Genomic DNA, 25,505 nt, shown 5'->3' on the forward strand with positions numbered 1-25,505 from the left:
TGAGGTCGCCGGCCGACCCGTCCGTAGTGTGACGCCGTGACCGGCGTCGAGACCCACCGTCGAACGGCCGGTCGGGCGAGTCTGGTGCCGGGTTCGCGCGGGTTCATCATCGTGCTCGCCGCGTGCATGGCCATCACCGCACTCGCGATCGACGCCGCGCTCCCGGCGTTCCCCGAGATCCGCACGTCGTTCGATCTGGCCCCCGGCGCCACGTCGGTCACGGGCATCATCACGTTCTTCTTCATCGGGTCGTCGCTCGGTCTGCTCCCGGCCGGGATCCTCGCCGATCGCTTCGGACGCAAGCCGGTGATGTGGGGTGGGCTGGCGCTGTACGTCATCGGTGCGGTGATGTCGATCTTCGCACCGACCCTGTGGATGATGTTCGTCGCCCGGTTCATCTGGGGTCTCGGTTCGGCAGGACCTCGCGTCGCTGCGATGGCGATGGTGCGCGACGCCTACGAGGGCGAGCAGATGGCCAAGCAGATGTCGCTGATCATGGCGGTGTTCATCCTGGTGCCGGCACTCGCTCCGTCGCTCGCCACCGTCGTGCTGCTCGTCGGCCCGTGGCAGGCGATCTTCTGGATGTGCGCGGGCGTGGCCCTGCTCGTCGGTTCCTCCGTGACGCTGTTGCCCGAGACCTTGGCCGTCGAGTCGCGACGGGCGCTCCACGGTCGCGACATCGGCAACGGTCTGCGGGCGATCGTCACGACACCCGGCACGCTCGGTTACCTGGTGGCGCTCACGGCGATGACCGGGGTGTTCCTGTCGTACCTCGCCAGCTCGGAGATCATCCTCGACCAGGTGTTCGGCCTCGAGGAGTGGTTCCCGGTGTTCTTCGGTGTGATCGCCGTCGCGATGGGCTCGGCGATGTACGCCAACGGCCGCTTCGTCGAGCGGCTCGGTCTCCAGCGCATCATCCGGCTGTCGTTCATCGCCAACCTGGCCTCGGGTGGCTGCCTGCTGGCGGTCGCGATCGTGACGTCGGGACGACCGCCGTTCTTGCTGTTCGCGGTGCTCCTCGGCATCGTGCTGTTCTTCCAGCAGATGTTGATCCCGAACCTCAACGCTGCCGCGATGAGCCCGCTCGGCCACGTCGCCGGCTCGGCCGCCGCGATGCTCGGCATGATCCCGGGCGTGCTCGGCGCCGTGATCGGTGGGTTGATCGATCGACAGTTCGACGGCACCGTCCGACCGATCGCGTTCGGGTTCGTGATCTCGTCGGCTGTTGCGGTGGGCGGCTGGCGATGGGCGGCCCGATCCGAAGCGGCGCCACCGGTCGTGCCGGGTCAGGTCGGCTGATCGATCCGCAGACGCCCTGACTGCCTGGTCGCGACGATCCGGTCGGCGACCTCGTCGGGCGAGCCGACCGCCGAGTCGAACACGTGACGGCGCAGATCGTCGCTGCAGGACTCGGTGAACTGATCGTGCAGCGACCGGGTGGCGGTGGCGTCGTCGAACTCGTGGTCGCGTCGCGCGCCGATGCGGTCGAGGCAGACCTCGACCGGCGGGAGCAGCAACGCGTAGTCGAACGGCCCGGTGGCGGCGACGAACGTGTCGAGGAACCACGGGCCGACGACGCCGTCGTACACGGTCTCGTAGCCGGCGGTGCGATAGTGGGCGGCCGTCGTCGCCTGGATCTGCATGATCGCTTCGTTCTGGTGCCGCGCCTCGACCCGCCAGGGTTCGATCAGACCGTTGCGGAGGAATCGGAAGAACGCGTCGCCCTCGATCAGGGCGCTCGGCGTCATCCGGTCGGCGAGCAGTCTGCCGATCGTCGACTTGCCGGCACCCGGCGGCCCGGAGACGATCAGCAGCGGCCCGGCCTGCGCCGGGCGATGGTCGGTGTCGGGCTCACCGGTCATCGGTCGGCTCCTCGCTGCGTCGGTTCACGGTACGAGACGAGCGCGATCAGCTGGAGCGCCGTCGCTGCGATCAAGAGGGTGGCGTACCCGCCGGTGGCGTCGATCGTGAAGCCGAGGACGAACGGGCCGGCGGCACCGGCGGCGCCGACGACCACCTGCTGCATGCCGAGCAACGATCCGATCCGCCGCTGGCCGTACAGCTCGGCCGAGTAGAGGCCCTGCAGCGGCGAGACCGAACCGAACGCCAGCCCGGTCAACACCACGAACACCCAGATCCAGGCCAGCGAGCCGGCGGCGACCAACGCGAGGGTACCGAGGGTCATCGTGACGTACGTGAGGCGCAGCGCGTTGACGATGCCGACCCGCGACGTCACCGTCGCGGCGGCAGCACGCCCGGGGAGCGAGAGCAGGCCGCGGATGCCTGCCATCGTCGACGCCATGCCGATCGTCACGCCGGTCGCCTCGATGGCGCCGACGTGGTGGACCTGGATCGCTATCAGTCCGGCCATCGCAGCCGAGCTGGCCAGCAGCCAGCGCCGGACCAGCGGCGATCGGATCGCACTGGCGACGTCGGCGAACCCGGCCGCCTCGGCGTGGCCGTCCGGGTCGGCGAGCACCCTGCGGTCGCCGCGCACCCAGATCAGCGCCGGGACGGTGCACACGATCATGAAGCCGACCATCGCGCGGATCGCAGCCCGCCACCCCCACGCCTCGACGAACGCGCCGGCGAGCGGGAATGCGATCGGCGAAGCGAGCCCACCGATCACCGTCAGCCACGTGTACGCCCGGGGCCGTTCGGCCGGCGTGGTGATCCGCGCGGTGACGGCCATCGTGGCGTTGTAGTACAGGCCCGCCGAAGCGATCGCCCCACCCATGCCCCACGAGACCACGAACAGCCAGGCGTCGTCCACCGTGGAGCTGAGGATGAGCAGGGCCGAGCCGGTGACGAGGGCGAACGCCATGACCGGCTGCGCTCCCACCCGGTCGAGCATCCGCCCGGTACCGAGCGACATGACACCGCCGACCACGGTCGAGACCGCGAACGCCGCCGAGATCGACGCGTTCGACCAGCCGGTGTCGTCGCGGATCGGTGACACGAAGGCGCCGAAGCCGTAGAGGATGAGCCCGAATGCGCCGACCGTGACGACGCCGAGCAGCACGACCTGCAAACGCCACGGAGCGGCGGCAGCGTGGGGCGTGGACGTGTGGTTCATCGGTCGGCGCTGGTCCCGGCCGATCGCCCGGTCCGCCGCCGCATCACGATCTGACCAGTTGGCCCAGGACCTCGGGGTGGATGCGCCACTCGACGTAGACCATGAGCATTCCTCCGGCGAGCATGATGCCCCCGCCGACGAGACCGAGCACGGTCGGTGAGATCGCGATCATCGCTCCACCGATCAGGGGCCCGACGACCCGGCCGAACGCCATGACCGACTGGGCGTCGCCGGCGCGCTCCTCGGGGAAACGTGAACGTTCGGCCAGGAGCACGAAGGCCCCCGGCGTGCCCATCCAGAAGGCGAACCCCCAGACGGGCAATGCGATCCAGAACGCTGCCGGGTGATGCACGGTGCCGACGAGCACGGCCATCGCCCCGGTCACGGCCATCCACAGGCCCGGCAGTTTCCGGGTACCCCGGTAACGCGCCGACGGCACGCTGGCGAGCGCGTTGGCCGAGAACACCAGCGACACGGCGAAGGCGCTCAGGCCGACGTCGTCCTGACCGATCACGCCGGCGAACACGAACACGGCCGAACCGCCGCAGGTGCCGAGCCCGAGCGCGAGCAGGATCGCCGCCGCGGCACGGGTCGGGCGATGTCGCTCGGCCTTGGGTCGGGCGGCGGCGTCGAGCCGGGTGGTGCGGATGAAGAACAGAGGAACCAGATGGATCGCGGCGAGCCCGTAGAAGAGCAGGTCGGGGCCCGACCGGTCGATCACGACGGCCACGATCGGCGCGCTGATCGTGCCGACGATCGGACCGATGACGGCGACGTCGCCGGTCTTCTCGTTGTTGCCGAACACTTCGGCCCACGCGATCCACGCGATCAGCCCGAGCGAGATGCCGCTGACGAGCCGGGCGCCGACGAGGAACGAGAACCAGGGTGCCCAACCGGACGCGAGGTTCGCGAGTGCACCGACCAGGACGGCGATCACGAGCATTCGCCGGCGGGCGCGCAGGAACCGGCCGGCCAGCCAGGTGGTGAGGCTGAAACCGATCAGCTGGGCGGTCGAGATGATGCCGACCGTGCTCACGCTCACCTGCTGATCGACCGAGACACCGCGCACCAGGAACGGGGTCGCCGAGAAGACGATCGTGCTCACGGCGGTCGCGGTGAGCACGCCGGCGGCCACCTTCGGTCGCAGCGTCTGGATGACGCGGACGGGGGTTTGCAGCATTGCTAGGCGGCGGCGCGTTCGGCGCGCATCGTCTCGAGGGCCTCGGCGATCGCGGCACGTGTGCGATCACGCAGGGCCGGCACGTCGGCCTTGGTGAGCCCCTCGGTCGGGATCGGGTCGAGCACCCTGACCTCGGCGTCGCTGAACCCGAACCGCCAGTCGTGCTTGACGAGCGCATCGCGGGTGCCGAGCACGGCGATCGGCAGGATCGGGTGACCGGTCTGCACCGCGACGCGGAACGCGCCTTCCTTGAACTCGCCGAGTTCGCCGGTCTTCGACCGTGTGCCTTCGGGGAACACCATCACGGACACCTTCTTCGCGAGACGGTCCTTCATGTCGATGAGCGCCTGCGCGCCCGCCTTCTTGTCGCCGCGCACGAGGCGGATGTCACCCGAGAGCCACATCATCCAGCCGACGAACGGGATCTTGAAGAACTCGCTCTTGCTGAGCCACTTCATCTCGAACGGCAGCTGCGAGATGAGCAGCATGTCGACGAAGCTCTCGTGGTTGCCGACCATGACGTACGGTCGGCGGGGGTCGTCGGGGACGTTGCCGCTCACCGTGAACGTCCACATCGGGTTGAGCTTCTCGTGCACGACGGTCAGCCGACGGAACACGTAGCCCGTGTGATAGCGGCCCGGGTCGAACGGTGCGGTGACGAGCCGGGTGATTGCGGTCAGCGGGGTGAAGATGATCACGACGACGCCGAGGACGAACCACGACCAGATGCTCAGCACGGTGCGGGCGGCGTTCGATTTCAGGAGGGACGTCACGCAGGCGAGTGTACGAGTCGTGGTGCGATCGGTTCCGCACCGGCGCGTCGTGTGCGGTGGCGAGTCGCCGCGGGTGGCCGGGAGACGGGTGACTCGCCCACGCTGGATGGGACGAGAGAACCTGAGACCTCGTTCCGGTCTGTTCGGGGTGGTGCCACTCGAGCCGACGTTGCCGTCGATGCGCGCCGGTGCACGGGATGCATCGGTCAGGCGGTGAGCGTGAGCGTGAGCACAGGGTCGTCGGGTGGCCCGGCGCCGGAGTTGACGTCGTGCGCTGGCTCGTCGGTGTGGCCGGGCGGTCCGGTGCGGTTGGTCGGGCCTGTGCCGCGAGGCCGTTCGAGCGGAACCGTGGCGAAGAGTTCGCCGTCGGATTGTCGAATGGTCAGCGTGCGGTCGGGTTCGAGATGGAGTGACCAACCGCCCTCGTGGACGACGTGGTGGTGCCGGCTGCACAACGGGAGCAAATTCGCGAGATCGGTCGGTCCGCCGTGCTCCCACTCGTGGATGTGGTGGATCTCGCAGCGGTGGTACGCCACATCACACCCGTGGAAGGCGCAAGACCGATACATGGCTCGCAGCGCCCGGCGCTGGGCACGGTTCGCGAGCCGTCGGGCCTGCCCGACGTCGACGGCGACGCCGTCGGCGTCGAGGATGATGGGAACGATGGTGCCGTTGCACATCAACCGGACCACCGACGCCGGCGGGATGGGTGAACCATCGTCGAACTCGCAGATCGAGTGGTCGTGGAGTTCGCCGGTCGAAGCGGTGCGCTCGTCGACGTGGAGGCGGATCTCGGCCTCGGCCGCTCGCTCGGCCTGGTGCCCACCGGTGACGAGGTTGCCCAGCGCCTCGGCGGCGACGGCCGCTCGGTCGACCGACCGGTCGCCGCCGGCCTTGATCAGCGCGGCCGTTTCGGCGTCGAGCGAGTTGAACACGGCATGACCGAGCTCGGGGTGGAGCCGGGCGTTGAGGACGTACATGCCCTCGCGATCGATCTTCTTGGAGAGTCGGGTCTCGCGGCGTTGGCGCTCGGCACGCTCCACACCGGCGTCGCGCTCGAGGTGTCGGATCATGTCGCGGCAGTTGCGACCGAACTCCTCCGGCGTCATGCGGGCGGCGTCGGTGGCGAGTGCAGCCTCGTGCTCGAAGAACTCGGCGAGGATCTCGTCGTCGACCCGCGTGGTGGCGTTGGCGAGCGCATCGGCGTGGCCGGCGGTGACCGCACCGTCGGCGAGTTGGTCGGCCAGCGAAGGTGCATGGCCGAGCGCTTCGGCTCGACGTTCCTTCTGGCGGGCCTCGTTGGCGGATACGCCACCGTTGCGGGTGTGGAGGTCGGTCGCAGGTGCGCTCTGGCCGGCGACGCTGAGGTGCTGCACGTGAGCGGTCAGCCGGGCCTCGTACGAGTCGATGAACCCGCGCACCGCCTTGATCTGGCCGAACACCTGGGCGGCCCCTGCTCCGTCGAGCAGCGCAACGTCGGCCGGCAGCACCGCACGAACGGCGGCTGCGGGATCGACGATGATCGTCATGAGTCCATGATATCGAACATATGTTCGATTATCAACCCGGAGTTGAACCTCTACTGGGCGAACATCCAGTGGGGGCCGTGTCGGCCCTCGGGCACCGTCGACCGGTCTCCGACTCCGAGGCGCGTGCCGGAGGCCCCCGAGGTCGGGCGCGAACCCGTTGAGTAGGGCGCTGCACGTGGTCTCCGGTCCCGACTGGTCGGAAGAGGTGAGACCCGATCGCGGCCTGAGCAGGCGCTGTGGGGCAACGTTGAGGCGCGACTCCTTGTGCCTTGTCGCACCAAATGAAGCGATCGACCAATCTGTCGTTTCGTCGGCAGTGGGCGCCGACAGGTCGCCTGCTGTGGGATGCCGGGACGGCATGATCGAACCGTTCTCGCGCCGCCGGTCCTGCTTCAAGTCTGTTGACGATCGCCACTCCGGGTGTGCCCAGGGTCCGGGCGGGCGCCGGTCTGTCAGGTGATGAGGCTCGGGTTGCAGCCAACGGACGCCAGTCGTGGGCCGTCTGACCACCACCGATCTGCCCGGTATTCGTGGACTGCGTCGTCCGACAGCGCCTGGCTACAACTCGAAGTCGCCGCTCGCGTCGGTCACCCCCTCATGCCGTCGATCGCCCCGTCGACGCAGGGAATGTCGTCCACGGCCGCGTCGCTGACGAAATTGCCAAGCGCTGCACTGGGGCCCGGTGTGGTGCGTTGCGCTCGAGCTGGTCGTCACTACCGAGCGCCGATGTCGGGTGCCCCGAACTGCACTTCGGAGGCAGGCGCTGTCCTTGAACCGGATTGCTCAGTAGGGATCGACGACTGGCTCGTCTGCGTCGCTCGCACCGATACGGGCTGCCGCGGAGTTCTTGAGGTGCCCGACCGGCACATGGCCGGCCGCAGCTGCGAGTCCGAACGCAGGCATGTTGCCATACACAGCTTCGTACTCCCCCGCTCGCACTTTGAACGTCTCGTGCCAGATCCCGACATCGCCCGAGTCACGAACCGCTTTGTTGAACTGTCGCCACGGCTCCAAGTGAGGCAAGTCGGAATCTCGCGCGAAGTGGTCGAGGTCCTCGAAGCTCCGCCAGTACTGGACCAGGACCGTCGTCCGCCCGATCCACTGCTGGTACCCGAGGCAGCCGAGCTCTGGGTGTTCGTCGATCACCCGCAACATCCTGGGCATCGCCGTTGCCACCGGCCACCACTTCCGAACCTTCCACGGATTGTTGAAGCGCATCCCGATCAGGAACACGACGAAGTCGCCCTCGACCTCGGCGGTGAACCGTCCTGCGTGTACACCCATGGGTCGTCAACCTTCTCTCTTGCCGTCAGAAGTTCCGCGAACAGAGTGCATCTTTCCGCACTCGCCCCCCTCGCGTCGAACGCCGGCAACGGTCGCCGAGAGCTAGGCGTCCCAGAACGCCGGATCGAGGCACGCATAGCGACGCGGGCGGCGAGATCCGCCCGGTCGTCAGGTCGAGGTCGCTCGGTTCGGTCGTTCGACGCGAGCCGCTACGCGGTCGGCGTCGGGGGCGACTTGGAGGAGACTGCCGGTGGTGCCGGTCGCGAGTTGTGCCTGGCACAACTCGCGATGTCAGCGCTCTGGCGGAGGTGGTGCGCTGCGAACAGGTCGCTGGCGTTACTCGCACCGGCGATCGCGTCGGCGGCGAGGATCACCGCGGCTGCCGTGTACGACGAGTGCTCGTCTTCGGGGAACACGATCCGGTCGGGGTGCACGATGCCCGTGAGGTACGCACCCGACTCCAACCGATGTGGCCGTGTCCAGCGCAACAGATCGGTCGCGGTGACGAAGTCGCCGATCACGGCGTACGCGAGCGATGCCTCGGCGGTCTCCGAGGCGGTCACCCACGGCTCGTCGGCGACGCAGCGGATGCCCAGATGCTCCATCGAGAAGATGGGCCAGCCGTCGGCCATCCTGGCCTTGGCAGCCTCGTCGACGGTGGCCCCGGCCAGCACCGGGTAGTACCAGTCCATCGCCCAACGGGTCTTCGGCTCGAATGCGTCGGGTCGGCTGTTGATCAGCTCGACCATCGTGTCGGCGGCCTCGACCCAGTCGGGTCGTGGCGACCCGGTGGCACGTCCGGCGGCCGCACCACACCTGAGCGCGTGCTGGATCGACGACGAGCCGGTCAGGAGGGCGTAGTCCCACGGGCGGGTGCCGTCGGCTTCGATCGCCCACAGGACGAGTCCGTCGTCGCGGCGCAGCGAGAGGACGAAATCGAGCGCTCGTTCGACGGTCGGCCACAGGTTGTCGACGAAGCTCCGGTCGCCGGTGCACCGCCAGTGATGCCACACGCCCGTCGCGATGTAGGCGCAGACGTTGGTGTCGATCTTGGCCTCTTCGATCGTGTCGTCGCGTTCGCCGTCGGGCACGTAGTAGTTGTGCCAGCTCCCGTCGGGGCGCTGGATGTCGGCCAGCCACTCGTAGGCCCGCTCGGCCTCGACGTGGAAACCGGCGACGTCGAGGGCCATCGCCGACTCGACGTGGTTCCACGGGTCGCTGTGACCGCCGGGGAACCACGGGATCATGCCGCTCGCGGTCTGCAACGAGGCGAGGTGCTCGCCGGAGGCGATGACCTCGTCGCTGGTGAGTACGCCTGGCAGATCGGGGATCGAGCTCATGTGCGCTGCTTCGTGCCGTAGTGCACCGAGCTCTTGCCGAGCACGGGGGACAGCACCTTCTCGGCGAGCTTGGTGGTCGTCGGCTGCTCGATGATGTCCCATTCGAGGAAGCGGCGATACCTGGCGACGGCGGGATGGTCGTCGTTGCGTGGGCCGACCGCGCACTTGAGCCACCAGTACGGTGAGTGCAGCGCGTGCGCGCGGTGGTAGCCGTCGACGTCGAGTCCGGCGGTGCGCAACTTGGCGCTCAGTTCGGTGCGGCTGTAGATCCGGACGTGACCACCGACGCTCTTGGGGGCGTGGTACTCGTCGCTGAGTTTCCAGTTGATCGTCTCGGGCAGCCAGGCGGGCACCGTGGCGGCGAAGCGGCCACCGGGCTTGAGGACCCGCACCATCTCGGAGACCGCCGCAACGTCGTCCTGGATGTGCTCGAGCACCTCGGAGGTGATCACGACGTCGAATGTCGCATCGGGGAACGGCAGCCGGGTGGCGTCGCCGCGCAGCACGCCGATCAGCTTGTCGGCCGTGATCTCGCCGGCTTCGACCATCGCTGCGAGCGTGTCGCGGGTCTCGACGACCTCGTCGGCCGCGTAGTCGAGTGCGACCACGTGTGCACCCCGGCGGGCGCACTCGTACACGTGCCGACCGAAGCCGGCACCCACGTCGAGCACACGGTCGCCGGCGCTGAGCCCGAGTTGATCGAAGCGAATCGTCAGCATGGGTTCAGAGGCGTCCGTTCCGGCGGAGCTTCTCGATGTTCTGCGGCATCGCCAGCACCTCGCGGTACTGCTCGACGGTCAGCTCGGCACACCGCTTCCAGGTCCACCGTTCGAGCACACGCTGTCGGCCGGCCTCGCCGATGCGGGCCCGCGCCTCGGGGTTGGTCAGCGCGCCGTGGATCGTCGATGCCAGATCGCCGGCGTCGCCCTTTCGGCATCGGAACACGGTCTCGCCGTCGGTGCCGGTGACCTCGGGCAGCGCGCCGCCGTCGGTGGCGACGAGCGGTGTGCCGGAGCACATCGCCTCGATCGCCGGGAGGCTGAAACCTTCGTACAGGCTGGGGACGACCGCGAGTTCGGCTTCGCTGTAGAGCTCGACGATCCGCTCGTCGGTCACGCCCGAGACGAAATCGATGTGGGGAGAGAGGTCGTACTGGTCGATCAGGTCCATCGACTTGCCGGGCTTCGGCTTGCCGATGATCGTGAGCGTGATCTCGTGACCGTCGGCCCGCAGCTTGGCCATCGCCTCGACGAGGAACGCCAGGCCCTTGAGCGCCACGTCGGCCGACGCGGTGGTGATCAAGCGCCCGGGCACCCGGGCCACGCCGTCGACCGGCTTGAACAGGTCGGGGTCGACGCCGACCGGCACCAGGCGCATGTTCTCGAGCGGCACGCCCATGTCGGCGTGGATGTCTTGGATCGAGTTCTCGCTGACGACGACGACCCGTGGCATCTTGGAGGCCACCCGTCCCTGCATCTTGACGAACCCGTACCAGCGTCCGATCGACCACCGTTTGAAGCGGTTGGGTGCGGCCTCCATCTCGAGCATGCGGTCGCGGGTGATCGGGTGGTGCAGGGTGACGATCAATGGCACCTGCTGCTCGAGCTTGGCGATCCCGTAGCCGAGGCACTGGTTGTCGTGGACGAGATCGAACTCGCCGAGGCGGCGCTGCAGGTGGTGGTTGACCCGTGCGCTGAACGCGAGCGGTTCGGGGAACTGACCGGTCGAGAAGATCGCGGTCTCGAGGAAGTCGTACCTCGTCTTGAACTCCCAGTACGCCGGGAAACGACCGGGGTAGTGGTCGTTGAAGAGATCGAGGCTCGGCAACTTCGTGAGTTCGACCCGGTCGTCGAGGACGGGGTACGGCTGGCCTCCCAGGACCTCGACGGAGTGGCCGAGGTCGACCAGCGCCTTCGTGAGGTGGCGGGTGTAGACCCCCTGGCCCCCGACGTGCGGCTTGCCCCGGTAGGTCAGGTAGGCGAGTGACAGCGGCGCGTCGGGGTCGAGGCCGGCCGGTTTGGACATCGTGACAGGCTACCGGTGGGTCATTACCCTGCGGTAACCGAGCCCGGTCACCCGCAGTAGGCCGTCTGGACGTCGGTCTCCCCGGACACGACCGTACGGTTCCCGAACCCGTCGGTCGCCGTGATCGTCCACGTGAAGAGTCCGGTGTCGGGGCCCTGCTGGCCGTCGAAGTCGAGGTCGACGCTCGCGAACCAGTCGGCTCGACGCTGCGTGAGGTTGGCGACCCGGCCGCCGTTGGGTCCGGTGATGCGCCAGAGGGCGGTGATCGGCGGCGACTCGTCGGTGATCACCGCGGTGGCCACGAGCGGGTTGTCGCCGGCACCGACGACGATCGGGCAGTGGGTGGCGCCGGGTCGCCGGACCTCGACCACCGGCGGTCGGGCGATGACCCCGTCGAGATCGACAGCCGCCGAGGTGCCCGGTCCGACGAACGTGAGCCGTTGCGTGGTGAGCGGGCCTTCGACCGACCAGGTCCGGTCGATGGTGACGACCACGTCGAGCTGCGCTCCCGGCGCCAGGGTGCCGTCGCTCGGCGACGCCGAGAACGGGGATGCGACGCCGCGGAACCCGCTCGGTCCGGTGAGGCTCGACCAGTCGACGGGTGATCCGCCGGTGTTGCCCAGCGTGATCGTGGCGCTGTCGCGGGTCGCCCCGAAGTCGATCGATCCGGCCGAGAGCGTCAACGCTCCGGGTGCCACGGTCGTGGTCGTGGCCGGCGGATTCGTCGTGGTGGTCGTGGTGGTCGTGGTCGGCGGTGGGATCGTGGCGGGTGGCAGCGTGACGACGACGGGCACGGTCGATGTCGTGCTGGTACCGGTGGTCGTGCTCGTGGTGCTGGTCGTGCTGCTGCTGGTGGTGGAGGTGCTGCTCGACGCGGTCGTCGTGGTCGAACCGTCGGTCGTGGTCGGCGCCACCGAGTCGACGGCGGTCACAGGTGCGGCGAGGGTCGTCGACGCGTCGTCGATCGGGGAGGTGGTGGTCGTCGTGCCGTCGCCGATGGCCAACTCGGCGTCACCGTTCGCCAGCACCCACGCGGTGGTGCCGCCCACGAACAGCAGCGCGAGGGTCGACAGCGTGATCCAGAGGCCGAGCCGTCGGGCCTGCCGGAGGGCAGCCGGAAAGCCTCCCGGCGCGCCGAACCCGTAGCTCGGCTCCACGCCGCTCCCGGCAGCAGCCAGCACCCGATCGCGCAGGTCGGCCGGCGCGGCGAACGCCGGCGCTGCACCGAACAGCGCGAGCGGCGCCACCTTGCGGCGGGACCGTTCGCAGATCTCGCAGCGGTCGATGTGGCGGGCGACGCGCTTGCGGATGAGCACGGTGAACTCACCGTCCCACCCCGAGAGGATCGAGGCGAGTTCGTCGCAGTCGTCGCGACCGCCGCTGGCGACGCAGTACGCACCGAGGCTTCGCTCGGTCCGCTGACGCATGCGGTGCACCAGGCCGTAGCTCTGCTGGGTCGTCACGCCGAGCGCATCGGCGAGGTCGTCGCCCTCCAGGCCCTGGCGCACGCTCAGTTCCAGCACGAGCTGGTCGCGTTCGTCGAGCCCCACCGCTGCGTTGCGGACGAGTTCGGCGAGTTCTTGGTACTCGAGGCCGGCCGACTCGTCGTCGGTCTGCGGGGGGAGCGCCATCTCAGCCGTCGGCTCCGTGAAGTCGGTCAGGACGACCCGCTTGCGTCTGCCCGAGCGTCGATAGACCTCGTTGCGCAGGATCGCGAAGAGCCACGGCTTGAGCCGCGACGGGTCGCGCAGCTGTGACATTCGCTCGGCGGCGACGACGAACACGTCCTGGGTGATGTCGGCCGCATCGTCGCGGTGGCGCGTCATCGCCGCGGCCGTGTCGTACAGCGTGGCGCCGTAGCGGTCGTAGATCGCTGCGAACGCGGCGCGGTCGCCGGCGAGATGGTCGGTTACGAGCTGGGCGTCCGTCGTCGTCGATGTCATGGGTCATGGGCCTCGTCCTCTGGGGGTCCAGAGGAACGAGGCCCGGGAATCTCGCGATTCTTCCAGAGATTCCGACCGGGTCGCCGGAGCATTTCCGGGCCGAGGGTCGTTAGGCGGCGAAGGCGGCGGCGATCACGTCGTCGTAGGTGTCGGCGAGGTGGAACGTCATCTCGGCACGGACCCGCTCCGGCACGTCGTCGAGGTCGGGTCCGTTGCGCTGCGGGAGGACGACCTCGGTGAGGCCCATCCGATGCGCGGCGAGCACCTTCTGCTTGACCCCGCCGATCGGCAACACCTGACCCTGCAGGGTGATCTCGCCGGTCATCCCGACGGTCGACTTGACCGGTCGGCCGGTCAGCAGCGACACCAGCGCCGTCGTCATCGTGATGCCCGCCGACGGCCCGTCCTTCGGCACGGCACCCGCAGGCACGTGCACGTGGAACCGCTGGCGGAGGGCGTCGTCGGTCAACTGCAGGTCGGCGGCGTGCGATCGCACGTAGTTGAGGGCGATCTGGGCGGATTCCTTCATCACGTCGCCGAGCTGGCCGGTCAGGGTGAGCCCCGGTTCGGTGTCGGGTCCGGTGGGGAACGCCGTCGTCTCGATGAACAGCACGTCGCCTCCGGCGCCGGTGACCGCGAGGCCGGTGGCCACACCCGGCACGTTGGTCCGATCCGGGATGTCGTCGACGACCTTCGGGCGGCCGAGCCAGTCGCCGAGCCCGTCGGCGGTGATGTCGATCGGTGTCGCGGTGCCGGTCGCGACCTTGGCCGTGACCTTGCGCACCAGACGGCCGAGCTCTCGTTCGAGTGATCGCACGCCGGCTTCGCGGGTGTAACCGGCGATGATCGCACTCACGACGCCGTCGCCGAGCCGAACTTCGTCGGGGGTGAGCCCGGCACGTTCGACCTGACGGGGGAGCAGGTAGCGGTCGGCGATGAAGACCTTCTCGTCCTCGGTGTAGCCGTCGAGCCGGACGATGTCCATACGGTCGAGCAGCGGCCCCGGGATGGTGTCGGCCACGTTGGCGGTGGCGATGAACACCACCTGGGAGAGGTCGAGGTCGACCTCCAGGTAGTGGTCGCGGAACGTGTGGTTCTGGGCGGGGTCGAGCACCTCGAGCAGGGCGGCGGTCGGGTCGCCCGACCAACCACCGGCCGTCAGCTTGTCGATCTCGTCGAGCAGGATGACCGGGTTCATCGTGCCGGCCTCCTGGAGCGCCCGCACGATCCGACCCGGTTGCGACCCGACGTACGTGCGCCGGTGTCCACGGATCTCGGACTCGTCGCGGATGCCGCCGAGTGCGACCCGGACGAACTCGCGGCCCATCGCCCTGGCGATCGACTCGCCGAGGCTGGTCTTGCCGACGCCGGGAGGCCCGACGAGCGTGATGATCGCACCGTCACCCCGGCGACCCGACGACGCAGCCACATCGAGATCGCGGTCGCGACGCAGCTTGCGGGTCGCCAGGAACTCGACGATCCGGTCCTTGACGTCGTCGAGCCCGTAGTGATCGGTGTCGAGTTGGGACTGCGCCGCGGCGAGGTCGAGTTCGTCGCTGCTGACCTGCCCCCACGGCATCTCGAAGATGCGATCGAGCCACGTCCGGACCCAGGCGTGCTCGGGCGACTGCGCGCTCATGCGCTCGTAGCGGTCGAGCTCCTTGGCGATCGCGTTGCGGACGACGTCGGGTGCGTCGAGGTCGGCGAGTTTGGCGCGGAACTCGTCGGCCGTGTCGTCGTCGCCCTCGCCGAGTTCCTTGCGGATCGCCGTGAGCTGCTGGCGGAGCAGGAACTCGCGCTGGTGCTGGTCCATGCCCTCGCTCACGTCGTTGCGGATCGTCTCGGCGATCTGGAGCTCACCGAGGTGCCGGCGGGCCCAGGCGAGGATCGCGTCGACCCGATCGGACGGGTCGACCGCTCGGAGCACCCTGGCGAGGTCGTCGCTCGCGAGGTCGGCCCACGTGGCGACCGCATCGGCCAGCGCCCCCGGTTCGCGGATGTTGCCGAGGATGTCGGGCAGGCGACGCGAGCGGCGCAGTTCGGCGATCAGCTCGAGCGTGGCGCGGAGTTCGCGGGTGGTCATCTCGAGCGTGGCCGACGGTGGCGGGTCGTCGATCGGTTCGACTCGCAGGTGCGCGGTGCCGTCGACGTCGAGGCGCTCGACGGCTCGGGCCCGGCCGTCGATGTGAACGATCGCGACCGGGTCGCCGTTGGGCAGGCTGCCGATGTCGGGCACCGAGGCGATGACGACGATCTCGCCGCCCGGGTTGCCGACGTCGGCGGATGCGTCGTGCGTGATCGCGAGCCGTCCGGCGGTGCGGGCGACCTCGACGGCGTGTCGACGGGCGGGGTCGTCGAGGCCGAGGGTGACCGTCGCGCCGGGGAGGACGACGGTGGACAGGGAGATCGTGGGGAGGGTGAGCAGGGTCGACGTGGCAGTCATACGCTCAGGGTAGAGGCATGATTGCTGAGTCGCTACGACTCATGATTACAGTCTTTCGTCACGTCGTGCGGATCGGCGGTGCCGGCCGGTGGGTCCGGCACGTGGGGCCGACGTGGGCTCATGACGGACGCTGTGCCGTGAGCCGGAACGACGCCGTGAGGGACGCACCGGGTTCGACGACCACCGGCCGGATGTTGAACGCATCCGGTGGCCCGGTCTGCGGCTCCACGCAGGTGGCGCCCGGAGGCTCGTCGTAGACGACCCAGTCGGTCAGCGCCGATTCGAGCGTGACGTCGACGCCGTCGATCCGCAGGGTGACGGACTGCTCGTTCACGAAGCAGTCGTCCCACGGCCCGCCCGGCACCTCGATCAGCTCGTCGACCGTGATGTGGTCGCCGTCCCGGCGGTACATCCGGGTCGGATGGAACTCGAGCCGCTGGGGCTTGCGGAACCACGGGTGCCAGCCGAACGAGACCGGGAACGCCCGATCGTCGGCGGTCACGCTCATCGCGCAGGTGAGGGCGTCGTCATCGACCTCGAACGTCTGCAGCGCGGTCCCACCGAACGGCCAGGTGACGTCCCGAGGGAGGTCGAGGCGAAGGTCGAGCCGGCGCTCGGTGTGGGCGGTCACGGTCCACGCCACGGTGAACCCGACGCCGTGCATCGCGTGACCGTCGTGGTTGCGCGGCAGTTCGTACGTCTCGCCGCGGAACTCGAACCGGCCGGCCCTGATCCGTCCGGCCCACGGGACCATCGGGTAGGCGCCCCAGGCGAGCGGGTGGGCGTCGACCTGGTCGCGCCCGACGAGCAGGGCGACGCCGTCGGCGGTGATCTGGGCGATCCGGCCGCCCGCCTCGGGGTCGACCTCGACGTCGATCGACCCGGCGGCGATGGAGGGAAGCGTGGGGAGGTTGCTCACGGTCTCATCATCGCCGATCCGGTCGTCGATGCGCACGGCGTGACAGGCTGCGGGGATGCGTGCGTTGATCCAGCGTGTGATCGAAGCGTCGGTCGACGTCGTGCTCCCGTCCGGCGAGACCGAGCGGACGGGCGCGATCGGGGCCGGCGTGTGCGCGTTGATCGGAGCCACCCACGACGACACCGTGGACGACGCCGAGAAGCTCGCCGCGAAGATCTGGCATCTACGGATCCTCGACGACGACGACGGCGTGATGAACCGCTCGCTCGCCCAGCGTTCGGGTGACGGTGCGCCGGCCGAGGTGCTCGTCGTCAGTCAGTTCACGCTGTACGGCAACACCGACAAGGGACGCCGGCCGAGCTGGGTCGACGCGGCCCGACCCGAGCACGCGGAGCCGCTCGTCGACGCCGTCGTCGAGCACCTGCGCGGTCTCGGCGCCACGGTCGCGACCGGACGCTTCCGCACCGAGATGCGGGTCGGGCTCGTCAACGACGGGCCGGTCACGCTGTTGTTGGAGACCTGAACCGCTCGCTCCAGCCGCCGAACCACAGCGATGCCAGCAGCAGCCCGATCGCCAGCGCAACCCAGGGGGCGTCGCCGAGCGAGGTGTACCAGGTACTCCCCGATCGGAGCGGCACGTCCATGGTGATGACGCGCTGTTCGCTCACGTCGGTGCGCTGGAACACGTCGCCGTCGGGCGACACGAAGGCCGAGAACCCGGTGGGAGACACCTGGACCACCCAGCGGCCGGTCTCCATCGCTCGGAGGCGGCTCGACGCGACCTGCTGCGTCTGCACGATCGTCCCGGTGTAGCTGGCACCGTTGGTCGGGTTGAGGAGGATGTCGGCATCGGCCGCCGCTCGACCGCGATCGCCGAAGAACACCTCCCACGAGATCATCACGCCGAGCCGGGCACCGTCCGGCAGCGCGATCACGGCCGGGTCGCGGCCGCGCAGGGCGTCGGACGGGATCTGATCGAGCGGAGCACCCAACGCCTCGAGCACGCCGCGCAGCGGCACGTACTCGCCGAACGGGACGATCCGGACCTTCTCGTAGTTGCCGGTGACGTCGCCCTCGGGGGTCACGATCACCTGGGCGTTGACGAAGCTGCCGTCGGTCGGGTGCGCGCTGAACTCGGAGTCGACGGTCACGCCGACCGCGAACGGCACATCGAGCCGCGCCGCTTCGGCGGTGATCTCGGCGAACGCCTCGCTGTCGTCGAAGGCGATCCCGTTGACGTCGATGCCGTTCTCCGGCCAGACGACCACGTCGAGTTCGTCGCCCGGTCGAATCGTCGCCGTGGCATCGAGGTGGGCGCGGGTCACCCGCGAACTCGGGACGTCGAGCGCCGACGTCCCCTGTTCGCCGCCACCCTGGACCGCCGCGACGGTCAGCGGCTCGACGTCGCGGTCGGTACCGGACGGAGCGACGAGCGCCACGAGCACGACGACGGCGGCAGCGGCCAGTGCAGCTGCTTCGATCGTGCGCAGGGTGGGGCGGGTCGAGTCGTCGGAGCGGGCTTCGGCCATGAGCCGACGCAGCAGCTGCGCGATCGCGACGCCGATCTGGAACACGAGCCACGTCAGGAGGATCACGCCACCGACCCGGGCGACGGCGAGCAACGGGCCGCCCGCCTGTGAGATGCCGATGGTCGCGAGGGGCACGCCGCCGAACGGCACCAGCATGCGGACGATCTCGGCGAGCGTGTGGGCGGCAGGTCGGCCGATGACCCGCCATCGACCCGTTGGTGCGATCGCCGCGGCGGCCGCGTGCAGCGAGGCGAACAGCAGCGACGTGACGAGATAGCCGGGGGCGGTGAGGAACCACATCCACGCCATCCCGATCACCATCCACGGCAGACCGAACGCCAGACCGGCCCACGCCCGCCGGGAACGGATCGACTCGTCGCCGAGCGCGAGTTCGAAACACACGATGCCGACGAACGCGAGCGGCCAGAACCCCCACGGCGGCATCGCCAGCGCCACGAGCACGCCGGCCCCGCCACAGCCGATGAGGCGCGCGAGGGGCATGGGCGGCGGTGCGGCGGCGGGCATCAGGCGTCGGTGGATTCGACGAGGTCGGCGAACACGACGATCCGCTGTGCCGTCGACCCGGGGGGATGGCACGCGAACAACGTCGCGGTCGCGGTCTCGGTCGGTTCGACGATCCAGACGGCGGTCGGTTCGACCACCTCGACCCGGTCGACGACGTACGTGTGCACGCCGGTCTCGTCGGTGAAGACGATCTCGTCGCCGGCCACGAGTTGGTCGACGTTGCGGAACACGCGATGGCTGCTGGTGCGGTGTCCGGCGACCACGACGTTGCCGGTCTGCCCCGGCATGGCCGAACCCGGCCAGTGCCCCGGGCCGTAGTCGAGTGTGGTCAGGCGGATGCCTTCGTACATGGTCATGTCGACGTCGAGCTTCGGGATCGCGATCGACCCCACCTCGATCACCGGCTCGTGTGCGTACGCATCGACGGGCGGCGCGATCGGCTGCGCAGTGGTGGCCTCGACGACGAGGGTCGACGTGGTCGTCGGCGGCAATGTGGTGGTGGAGGGCGTCGCCGGCAAAGTCGGCGGGACGGTGGTCGTCGTGACGGGGGTGGTCGTGGTCGGCGCCGCCGTGGTCGGTGCCGCGGTGGTCGGCGCTGCGGTGGTCGGTGCCGGTCCGGTCGATGGGGCGGCGGCGACGACGGTGTCGTCATCGGACCCACCGCACGCTGCGAGCGTCAGAAGCGAGGTGACCGCGAGCGCGCAGATCGAGGTGCGCCGGATCGTCTGGGGCGCTGGTGCAGCGGGGCGCATCGGGTCCATCATGTCAGGAACCCATCGGCCGTCCCGGTCGTCTCCTTGACGATTCGGGCGGCACGTTCGCCGTCGGCGATGCACGCCGGGATGCCGATGCCTCGGTAACTGGCCCCGGCGATCGCCAACCCGGGTGGCAGTGCTGCCTCGACGGCCGCGACCCGTTCGTGGTGTCGCGGTCGGTACTGCGGAAACGCGTCGTGCCAGCGGGTGATCGACACGTGACCGGGTTGCAGATCGAGGTCGAGATGGCGGTTCAGGTCGTCGATGCTGTTGGTGATCACCGCGTCGTCGTCGAGGTGGCGAACCGGCAGGCCGTCGCGACCGAGCGAGGTACGCAGGATCTGCGTCCCGTCGGCCGGCCGCCAGTGCGCCCACTTCTGCGACCCGAACGACGCCGCGGTCACGAACCGCTGGTCGGGCTTCGGCACCAGATAGCCGCTGCGACCGTGCAGCCGTTCGGGCCACGCCTCGCCGGCGACCGCCAGCCGGACCATGATCACGTCGGCGAACTCGATCGCCCGGAGCAGCCTCGCCGCGTCGGGCGACGCTGTGTCGAGGAGGCGGGCGGTGCTCGCGGCCGGCGACGCGATGACCACGGCGCCGAAGCGCTCGCCGTCGACCACCCAGCCGTCGTCGCCGGGCTCGATGGCCGTCGCCGCCCGACCGGTGTGGATCGTGCCGCCACGTTGGCGAACGTGGTCGGCCGCAGCGCCGACCAGAGCAGCCATGCCCTGCGTCGGCGCGGCGAAGATCGGGCCGGACGCGGTCGGTGCCGCAGCGCGCGCGGCCCGGCCACCGAGCAGCAGGCTGCGGTGACGCTCGGCGAGCCCGGCGAGTTGCGGCACCGCCGCCAGGCTGGACCGGTCGGTGTCGGTCGCGTAGATGCTGCCGACGAGCGCGTCGACGAGGCGCTCGTGCACCTCGTCACCGAAGCGTTGCCGCATCAGGGCCCCCAGCGAGTCGCCGTGGTCGCGGCGTGGGAGCACCGGTTCGATCGCGGCGCGGGCCTTGCCCCGCCAACTGAGCAGGGAGGTCGTCGCGAACGGTCGGATCGCGGCGGGCATGCCGAGCACGATGCCGCCGGGGATCGGGTGCAGCCGGTCGTGCCACACCGCGGCCGATGCCTCGGTCGGTGAGGTCAGGTCGGTGACGCCGAGCCGCTCGGCGAACGCCACGGCGGCGGGCACGCGGGTCAGATAGGCGTCGGCGCCTTCGTCGATGTGATCGAGACCGGCGAACGGCGACGTCGTGATCTTGCCGCCGACGCGCGGACCCGCTTCCCAGAGTTCGACGGTGAGGTCGGTGCGATCCAACAGCGAGACGGCCGCGGACAGCCCGGCGATGCCGCCACCGACGACGAGGACTCGTCGGTCGCTCATCAGCCGGCGGCGAGGTGGATCCGGTGGGCGAGCGCCGCCATGACCGCCGGCGCGTCGTTGACGCTCGCGGTGCGATCGAACGCCAGGCCGACGCCGTCGGCGCGCTGCTTGGCCTCGATGTCGAGGTCGTAGAGGACCTCGAGGTGATCGGCGACGAACCCGACCGATGACACGACGACGCCGTCGGTCTCGTCGTCGGCACCGAGTTGATCGATGACCTCGAGGATGTCGGGGCCGATCCACGGTTCGGGTGTGCGCCCGGCGCTCTGCCACGCGATCTGCCAGTCGGTGCCCTCGACGAGGCCGAGCCGTTCGGCGACGACCTCCGCCGTGGAGCGGAGCTCGCTCATGTACGGGTCGCCGCCGAGCACGATGCGCTCGGGCAGCGAGTGGGCGGTGAACAGCACCCGGGTGCGTTCTGGCATGTCGGCGAGCCGTGCGCGCAGGTCGTCGGTGATGAAATCGACGAAGGCGGGTTCGACCGCCCACGACTCGACACCGGCGACCTCGATGCCGTGCGGCTCGGCCGCGTCGCGGGCCCGACCGAGGTACTGGCCGATCGAATACGCGGAGTAGTGCGGGGCGAGCACGGCACCGACGATCTTCGAGCACCCGCGGGCGGCGACCTCGTCGACCGCCGCCTCGACCTTGGGGTCGGCGTGCTTGAGGCCGAGCACGACCTCGTACCGGTCGGGCTCGATCGCGTCGAGCGCGATCTGGATCGCGTCGCGCTGCGCCTCGGTCAGCCGCGCGAGCGGCGACACTCCGCCGATCGCCTCGTAGCGCGCGGTCAGGTCGGCCAGGGCCTCGTCGGTCGGTGGGCGTCCACGACGGATGTCGGTGTAGTACGGCAGGATCTCGTCGCGCGACCGCGGCGTGCCGTAGGCCATCAGCACGACGGCGATCCGGTCGGCACTCACGCCGCGGTCTCCGCGTGGACGAAGTCGACGACGGCTTGGAGCACATCGGGATCGGAATCCTTGTCGACGCCGTGACCGAGGTTGAAGATGTGCCCGGGGTGGCCGTCGTTGTCGTCGAGCACCCGCCGGGCGCCCTCGAGCGCAGGTGCGGTGCCGGCGAGCACGAGCGACGGGTCGAGGTTGCCCTGGACGACCGTGTCGGCCCCGAGCCGGGTGCGGGCGTCACGGATCGTGGTTCGCCAATCGAGGCCGATCACACCGGGGCCGGCCGCCTGCATGCGTTCGAGCAGGTGGTCGCAACCGATGCCGAAGTGGATGCCGACGACGCCGGGGTGGCGGTCGGCGAGCTCGCCGAACACCCGCTCGGAGTGCGGGAACACGAACCGGTCGTAGTCGGCGACCGACAGGGAACCCGCCCACGAATCGAACAGCTGGAACGCGCGAGCGCCGTGTTCGAGCTGCAGGTCGATGAACGTGATCGCGCTCTCGGCGAGGCGCTCCATGACCCGGTGCCACAGCAACTCGTCGGTGTACATCATCGCCTTGGTGTGCCGGTAGGTGCGGCTCGGCCCGCCCTCGATCAGATAGCTGCCGACCGTGAACGGCGCACCGGCGAACGACAGCAGCGGCACCTCGTCGGGGAGTTCGGCGACGAGCAGGTCGACCGTGTCGGCGACGTATGACACGTCGTCTGGTTCGAGCGGCCGGAGGCGGTCGAGATCGGCGATCGAGCGCAGCGGCCGCTCGGCGATCGGACCGGTGCCCGGCTTGACGTCGACGCCGAAACCGACGGCGTGCGGGGGCACCACGATGTCGCTGTAGAGCACGGCCGCGTCGACCCCGTATCGGCGGACCGGTTGGAGTGTGATCTCGGTCGCGAGTTCCGGCTGCTTGATCGCGTCGAGGATCGAACCCTCTCCTCGGATCGACCGGTATTCGGGCAGGCTGCGACCGGCCTGGCGCATGAACCACACGGGCGTGTGCGGTGCGGGGCGACCTCGGGCGGCTGCGAGGAACGGTGCCTCGCTGGTGGTGTCGTTGCCGGTCATCTGATGGAGGACGCTACCGGCGCCGCTAGAGTATCTCGACCCCCGATTCGGCGGTTCGACGTGGCCACCGAGACCAAATCACTCTGGAATCGATGACCCAACACCACCCCGATCTCGCTGACGAACAGGCGTACATCGATCACGCCTACGACTGTCTCGAAGAGAGCCGCGTGGTCGCCTGGAAGCTGCGTGACCTGAGTGAGGCCGATCTGGGTGGCACCTTCCAGGCCCGGTTCGAACGCAATGCGTTCGACGAAGCGCTCGTCAAGCGGTTGACCGATCTCGACCTCGGCAATGCCGCGCTCGTGTTCGGGCGGATCGACCGCTACCTCGTCGACGACGACGGCACGCAGGTCGGCGGCGAACTCGAGAGTTTCCACATCGGCCGCCTGGCGGTCGCCGAACAAGACGCCGAACCGGTCGTGGTCGACTGGCGGGCACCGGTCGCCGAACCGTTCTACCGCGCCACCGGCCGCGAGCCGATGGGCCTCGCGCGTCGGCGCCACTTCGCGGTCGAAGGCCGCAAGCTGATCGGCATCGAAGACGAACTCTTCGGCGAGGGGCACCTGGGTGTCGGCCACGACGAAGGGCTCGCCGACTCGGCCGCGTCGGGCGACCTGCGCGGCTACAGCACGTTGATCGCCTCGCTCGAACGCGGCCGGACCGGAACGCTCGGTGACATCGTCGCCACGATCCAGGGTGAGCAGGACGAGATCATCCGGTCGCCGCAGCAGGGCGTCCTGGTCGTCCAGGGTGGCCCCGGCACCGGCAAGACGGTGGTCGCCCTGCACCGCGCCGCCTACCTGCTCTACACGCACCGCTTCCCACTCGAAGACCAAGGTGTGCTGGTCATCGGCCCGAACCGCGTGTTCCTCCGGTACATCGAGCAGGTCCTCCCGTCGTTGGGTGAGGCAGGCATCGAGCAGGTCGTGCTCGGCGACCTCATCCCCGGCGTGTCGCTCGCGGCCCGCGGCGTCAACGACGACTCGTCGCTGGCGGCTCGGGTCAAGGGCGACGTTCGGATGAGCGACGTCATCGACCATGCGGTCAACGATCGGGAGCGACCGTTGCGTGACGATCTCGTCCTGCCGTTCCGGTCGGGGTACGTGCGGTTGCGCGCCGCGGAGACCAACCGGATCGTCCGTCACGCCCGGCGACGCTTCCGCCGCCACAATGCCGCACGCAAATGGGTCGAGGGCGAGTGCTGGGCCGCGATGGCGGCGACCTGGCGTGGCGACGAGGTCACCCCGCGCGACGTGCGCTCCGAGATCCGCTCGCTGCCCGAGATGCGCGAGGCGTTCGAACGCATGTGGCCGGTGCTGGCCCCCGCCGAGCTGCTCCACGATCTCTTCGGGTCGATGGGGTTGCTCCGCCTGGCCTCCGACGGCGTGCTCGAAGATCGTGAGTACAAGTCGCTGTACCGGCCCCGCAGCGAGTCGGTCCACGATGTGCGGTGGAGCCACGCCGACATCGCACTGCTCGACGACGCCCGCGAGGTACTCGGCCCGAAGCCCGGCAAGAACGGCAAGATCGACGAGTTCGACGAGATTCGCACGTACGGTCACATCGTGATCGACGAGGTCCAGGACCTCACGCCGATGCAGCTCAAGATGGCGACCCGCCGTTCGCTCAATGGTTCGATGACCGTGGTCGGCGACCTCGCCCAGGCGACCGGGCCGATGGCCCCCGACGACTGGGAGGACGTGCTCCAGCACCTGCCGGATCGCAAGCCGGCACGCGTGATCGGCCTGTCGGTCGGGTATCGCATCCCGTCGCAGATCATGGAGATGGCCAACCGGGTGATGCTCGCAGCCACCCCGAGCCTCCGGGCGCCGGAATCGGTGCGGGTCGGCGACTCGTCACCACGGGTGATCCGTGCCGACGACCTCGTCGCCGGCGTCGTCGACGAGGTCGCGCACCTGCGTCATGCGATGGCGTCGGGCAGCATCGCGGTGGTCGCGCCCGACGACCGGTGCGATCCGATCTCCGAGGCATTGCAGGCGCGCGGATTCGAACACGGGCGAGCGGTGAGCAGCGGGCTCGACCAGTCGCTCACCGTGGTGCCGGTCAGTGTCGTCAAGGGTCTCGAGCTCGATGCCGTCGTGGTCGTCGAGCCGAGCGAGATCGTGAGCGGGCAGGAGCACGGGCTCCGTGCGCTCTACGTCGCACTGACCCGCAGCACGCAGCGCCTCTCGGTCGTCCACCACGACGACCTCCCGCCCGCCCTCCGTCAGAGCTGAACCCCGGTACAGATCGTCAGCAACCGGCCGGCGAGTCGATCGAGCACCTCGATGCCGTCGTCGACGAATCCCTTCCGTTGCCATCGGAGGCGCCGCTGTGGGACGAGTTCGAGCACGGTGACGACCATCGACGGAGCGGCGAGCAGGTGCAGCGCCACGGGGATGCGGGTGACGTGGTCGCCCGACAGGGCGCCGCGCCAGATCAGGTACCGGTCGCGCTCGGCGGCATCCGTCGCGTCGTGACCGACGTCGAACCCGGCGATCGGTTGGTCGAGCCAACGTCCGGAGACCGCAGCAGCGACGGCGGTCGACGGCCGCACGAGGAGGGGCCGGACGATGTCGGTGTCGCCGCCGCGCCGGGCACCCGTGACCGGGAGCCGTTGCCCCGGCCGGTGCCCGGGTCGAGCCTGGAGGTCGAACATCGCGATCCCCGCCCGGTGGAGCAGGTCGCCCGCGCCGCGGTTCCGGTGCTCGTCGCGATGGCCAGGTTCGCCGCCGTGCCCGCGTTCCGAGCTGTTCGTGGTGCCGGTCGCGAAGACCTCGAGTTCGCCCGGGCGGGCCCACTCGCTCATGGACCGACGGTATCGCAGCGGACC

The 25,505-nt window shown here is 69.6% G+C and carries 21 protein-coding genes; 3 read left to right on the forward strand and 18 right to left on the reverse strand.

The annotated features are described in order from the left end of the window. The first annotated feature begins 36 nt into the window (after positions 1-36). Positions 37-1,299 carry a multidrug effflux MFS transporter gene (locus R8G01_20005; protein ID MDW3216284.1) on the forward strand — a complete coding sequence of 421 codons (1,263 nt, stop codon included), beginning with the start codon at positions 37-39 and terminating at the stop codon, positions 1,297-1,299. Here R8G01_20005 and R8G01_20010 read toward each other — a convergent pair. The 12 genes from R8G01_20010 to R8G01_20065 all read right to left on the reverse strand — a co-directional run bounded on the left by R8G01_20010 (position 1,287) and on the right by R8G01_20065 (position 16,512). After that, complete coding sequence (locus R8G01_20010; GenBank protein MDW3216285.1) at positions 1,287-1,862, reverse strand: AAA family ATPase; 576 nt, start codon at positions 1,860-1,862, stop codon at positions 1,287-1,289. The two genes, R8G01_20005 and R8G01_20010, sit on opposite strands and share 13 nt — an antisense overlap. Beyond that, complete coding sequence (locus R8G01_20015) at positions 1,859-3,076, reverse strand: MFS transporter (protein MDW3216286.1); 1,218 nt, start codon at positions 3,074-3,076, stop codon at positions 1,859-1,861. The genes R8G01_20010 and R8G01_20015 overlap by 4 nt, the downstream gene beginning before the upstream one ends. Before the next feature lie 43 nt (positions 3,077-3,119). Next, positions 3,120-4,256 carry an MFS transporter gene (locus tag R8G01_20020; GenBank protein MDW3216287.1) on the reverse strand — a complete coding sequence of 379 codons (1,137 nt, stop codon included), beginning with the start codon at positions 4,254-4,256 and terminating at the stop codon, positions 3,120-3,122. Between the two features lie 2 nt (positions 4,257-4,258). Then, the gene (locus tag R8G01_20025; GenBank protein ID MDW3216288.1) at positions 4,259-5,029 is read right to left on the reverse strand and encodes a lysophospholipid acyltransferase family protein; all 771 of its coding nucleotides are present in this window, start codon (positions 5,027-5,029) and stop codon (positions 4,259-4,261) included. Between the two features lie 206 nt (positions 5,030-5,235). Then, positions 5,236-6,558: a DUF222 domain-containing protein gene (locus R8G01_20030; GenBank protein ID MDW3216289.1), complete on the reverse strand. Its 1,323-nt coding sequence runs from the start codon at positions 6,556-6,558 to the stop codon at positions 5,236-5,238. 783 nt (positions 6,559-7,341) lie between these two features. Continuing rightward, on the reverse strand, positions 7,342-7,842 hold the full coding sequence (locus R8G01_20035) for a DUF4188 domain-containing protein (GenBank protein ID MDW3216290.1): 501 nt from the start codon (positions 7,840-7,842) through the stop codon (positions 7,342-7,344). A gap of 209 nt (positions 7,843-8,051) precedes the next feature. Continuing rightward, positions 8,052-9,182, reverse strand: a complete 1,131-nt coding sequence (locus tag R8G01_20040) for a prenyltransferase/squalene oxidase repeat-containing protein (protein ID MDW3216291.1) — start codon at positions 9,180-9,182, stop codon at positions 8,052-8,054. Continuing rightward, the gene (locus R8G01_20045; GenBank protein MDW3216292.1) at positions 9,179-9,901 is read right to left on the reverse strand and encodes a class I SAM-dependent methyltransferase; all 723 of its coding nucleotides are present in this window, start codon (positions 9,899-9,901) and stop codon (positions 9,179-9,181) included. Before R8G01_20045 ends, R8G01_20040 begins: the two co-directional genes overlap by 4 nt. Before the next feature lie 4 nt (positions 9,902-9,905). Then, positions 9,906-11,207 carry a glycosyltransferase family 4 protein gene (locus R8G01_20050; protein MDW3216293.1) on the reverse strand — a complete coding sequence of 434 codons (1,302 nt, stop codon included), beginning with the start codon at positions 11,205-11,207 and terminating at the stop codon, positions 9,906-9,908. A gap of 47 nt (positions 11,208-11,254) precedes the next feature. Further along, positions 11,255-13,150 (reverse strand): sigma-70 family RNA polymerase sigma factor, encoded by a 1,896-nt coding sequence (locus R8G01_20055; protein ID MDW3216294.1) that lies wholly within the window; start codon positions 13,148-13,150, stop codon positions 11,255-11,257. 109 nt (positions 13,151-13,259) lie between these two features. Next, positions 13,260-15,593, reverse strand: a complete 2,334-nt coding sequence (gene lon / locus R8G01_20060; protein ID MDW3216295.1) for an endopeptidase La — start codon at positions 15,591-15,593, stop codon at positions 13,260-13,262. Between the two features lie 118 nt (positions 15,594-15,711). Next, positions 15,712-16,512, reverse strand: a complete 801-nt coding sequence (locus R8G01_20065; GenBank protein MDW3216296.1) for a hypothetical protein — start codon at positions 16,510-16,512, stop codon at positions 15,712-15,714. Positions 16,513-16,567: 55 nt separating this feature from the next. Here R8G01_20065 and dtd point away from each other — a divergent pair, with 55 nt between their 5' ends. Then, positions 16,568-17,035, forward strand: coding sequence for a D-aminoacyl-tRNA deacylase (gene dtd, locus R8G01_20070; protein MDW3216297.1), 468 nt, complete (start codon positions 16,568-16,570; stop codon positions 17,033-17,035). Here dtd and lnt read toward each other — a convergent pair. Genes lnt through hemE form a run of 5 tightly spaced genes read right to left on the reverse strand, consistent with a single transcriptional unit; the run spans position 17,013 to position 22,669 of the window. After that, positions 17,013-18,566, reverse strand: coding sequence for an apolipoprotein N-acyltransferase (gene lnt, locus R8G01_20075; GenBank protein ID MDW3216298.1), 1,554 nt, complete (start codon positions 18,564-18,566; stop codon positions 17,013-17,015). The two genes, dtd and lnt, sit on opposite strands and share 23 nt — an antisense overlap. Next, positions 18,566-19,318, reverse strand: coding sequence for a class E sortase (locus R8G01_20080; GenBank protein MDW3216299.1), 753 nt, complete (start codon positions 19,316-19,318; stop codon positions 18,566-18,568). Before R8G01_20080 ends, lnt begins: the two co-directional genes overlap by 1 nt. Before the next feature lie 8 nt (positions 19,319-19,326). Then, positions 19,327-20,700 carry a protoporphyrinogen oxidase gene (hemG, locus tag R8G01_20085; GenBank protein MDW3216300.1) on the reverse strand — a complete coding sequence of 458 codons (1,374 nt, stop codon included), beginning with the start codon at positions 20,698-20,700 and terminating at the stop codon, positions 19,327-19,329. Further along, positions 20,700-21,620 carry a ferrochelatase gene (gene hemH, locus R8G01_20090; GenBank protein ID MDW3216301.1) on the reverse strand — a complete coding sequence of 307 codons (921 nt, stop codon included), beginning with the start codon at positions 21,618-21,620 and terminating at the stop codon, positions 20,700-20,702. Before hemH ends, hemG begins: the two co-directional genes overlap by 1 nt. Continuing rightward, positions 21,617-22,669: a uroporphyrinogen decarboxylase gene (gene hemE, locus R8G01_20095; GenBank protein MDW3216302.1), complete on the reverse strand. Its 1,053-nt coding sequence runs from the start codon at positions 22,667-22,669 to the stop codon at positions 21,617-21,619. Before hemE ends, hemH begins: the two co-directional genes overlap by 4 nt. A gap of 92 nt (positions 22,670-22,761) precedes the next feature. Here hemE and R8G01_20100 point away from each other — a divergent pair, with 92 nt between their 5' ends. Beyond that, a complete protein-coding gene (locus R8G01_20100; GenBank protein MDW3216303.1) occupies positions 22,762-24,909 on the forward strand; it encodes an ATP-binding domain-containing protein in 2,148 nt (715 codons plus the stop codon). On the opposite strand, the gene R8G01_20105 is transcribed toward R8G01_20100, so the two are convergent. Next, on the reverse strand, positions 24,900-25,481 hold the full coding sequence (locus tag R8G01_20105) for a hypothetical protein (GenBank protein MDW3216304.1): 582 nt from the start codon (positions 25,479-25,481) through the stop codon (positions 24,900-24,902). The two genes, R8G01_20100 and R8G01_20105, sit on opposite strands and share 10 nt — an antisense overlap. Positions 25,482-25,505: the final 24 nt, after the last annotated feature.

It is taken from the genome of Ilumatobacteraceae bacterium, assembly GCA_033344875.1.
Taxonomy (GTDB): Bacteria; Actinomycetota; Acidimicrobiia; order Acidimicrobiales; family Ilumatobacteraceae; genus Ilumatobacter.

Excerpts from the sequence above, each read along its gene's own strand:
- dtd (MDW3216297.1), top strand. The coding sequence starts at position 16,568 with ATGCGTGCGTTGATCCAGCGTGTGATCGAAGCGTCGGTCGACGTCGTG.
- R8G01_20080 (MDW3216299.1), bottom strand. The coding sequence starts at position 19,318 with ATGCGCCCCGCTGCACCAGCGCCCCAGACGATCCGGCGCACCTCGATC.
- R8G01_20050 (MDW3216293.1), bottom strand. The coding sequence starts at position 11,207 with ATGTCCAAACCGGCCGGCCTCGACCCCGACGCGCCGCTGTCACTCGCC.
- R8G01_20100 (MDW3216303.1), top strand. The coding sequence starts at position 22,762 with ATGACCCAACACCACCCCGATCTCGCTGACGAACAGGCGTACATCGAT.
- lnt (MDW3216298.1), bottom strand. The coding sequence starts at position 18,566 with ATGCCCGCCGCCGCACCGCCGCCCATGCCCCTCGCGCGCCTCATCGGC.
- R8G01_20055 (MDW3216294.1), bottom strand. The coding sequence starts at position 13,150 with ATGACATCGACGACGACGGACGCCCAGCTCGTAACCGACCATCTCGCC.
- R8G01_20045 (MDW3216292.1), bottom strand. The coding sequence starts at position 9,901 with ATGCTGACGATTCGCTTCGATCAACTCGGGCTCAGCGCCGGCGACCGT.
- R8G01_20105 (MDW3216304.1), bottom strand. The coding sequence starts at position 25,481 with ATGAGCGAGTGGGCCCGCCCGGGCGAACTCGAGGTCTTCGCGACCGGC.
- R8G01_20015 (MDW3216286.1), bottom strand. The coding sequence starts at position 3,076 with ATGAACCACACGTCCACGCCCCACGCTGCCGCCGCTCCGTGGCGTTTG.
- R8G01_20020 (MDW3216287.1), bottom strand. The coding sequence starts at position 4,256 with ATGCTGCAAACCCCCGTCCGCGTCATCCAGACGCTGCGACCGAAGGTG.
- R8G01_20010 (MDW3216285.1), bottom strand. The coding sequence starts at position 1,862 with ATGACCGGTGAGCCCGACACCGACCATCGCCCGGCGCAGGCCGGGCCG.
- hemG (MDW3216300.1), bottom strand. The coding sequence starts at position 20,700 with ATGAGCGACCGACGAGTCCTCGTCGTCGGTGGCGGCATCGCCGGGCTG.
- lon (MDW3216295.1), bottom strand. The coding sequence starts at position 15,593 with ATGACTGCCACGTCGACCCTGCTCACCCTCCCCACGATCTCCCTGTCC.
- R8G01_20030 (MDW3216289.1), bottom strand. The coding sequence starts at position 6,558 with ATGACGATCATCGTCGATCCCGCAGCCGCCGTTCGTGCGGTGCTGCCG.
- R8G01_20040 (MDW3216291.1), bottom strand. The coding sequence starts at position 9,182 with ATGAGCTCGATCCCCGATCTGCCAGGCGTACTCACCAGCGACGAGGTC.
- R8G01_20035 (MDW3216290.1), bottom strand. The coding sequence starts at position 7,842 with ATGGGTGTACACGCAGGACGGTTCACCGCCGAGGTCGAGGGCGACTTC.
- hemE (MDW3216302.1), bottom strand. The coding sequence starts at position 22,669 with ATGACCGGCAACGACACCACCAGCGAGGCACCGTTCCTCGCAGCCGCC.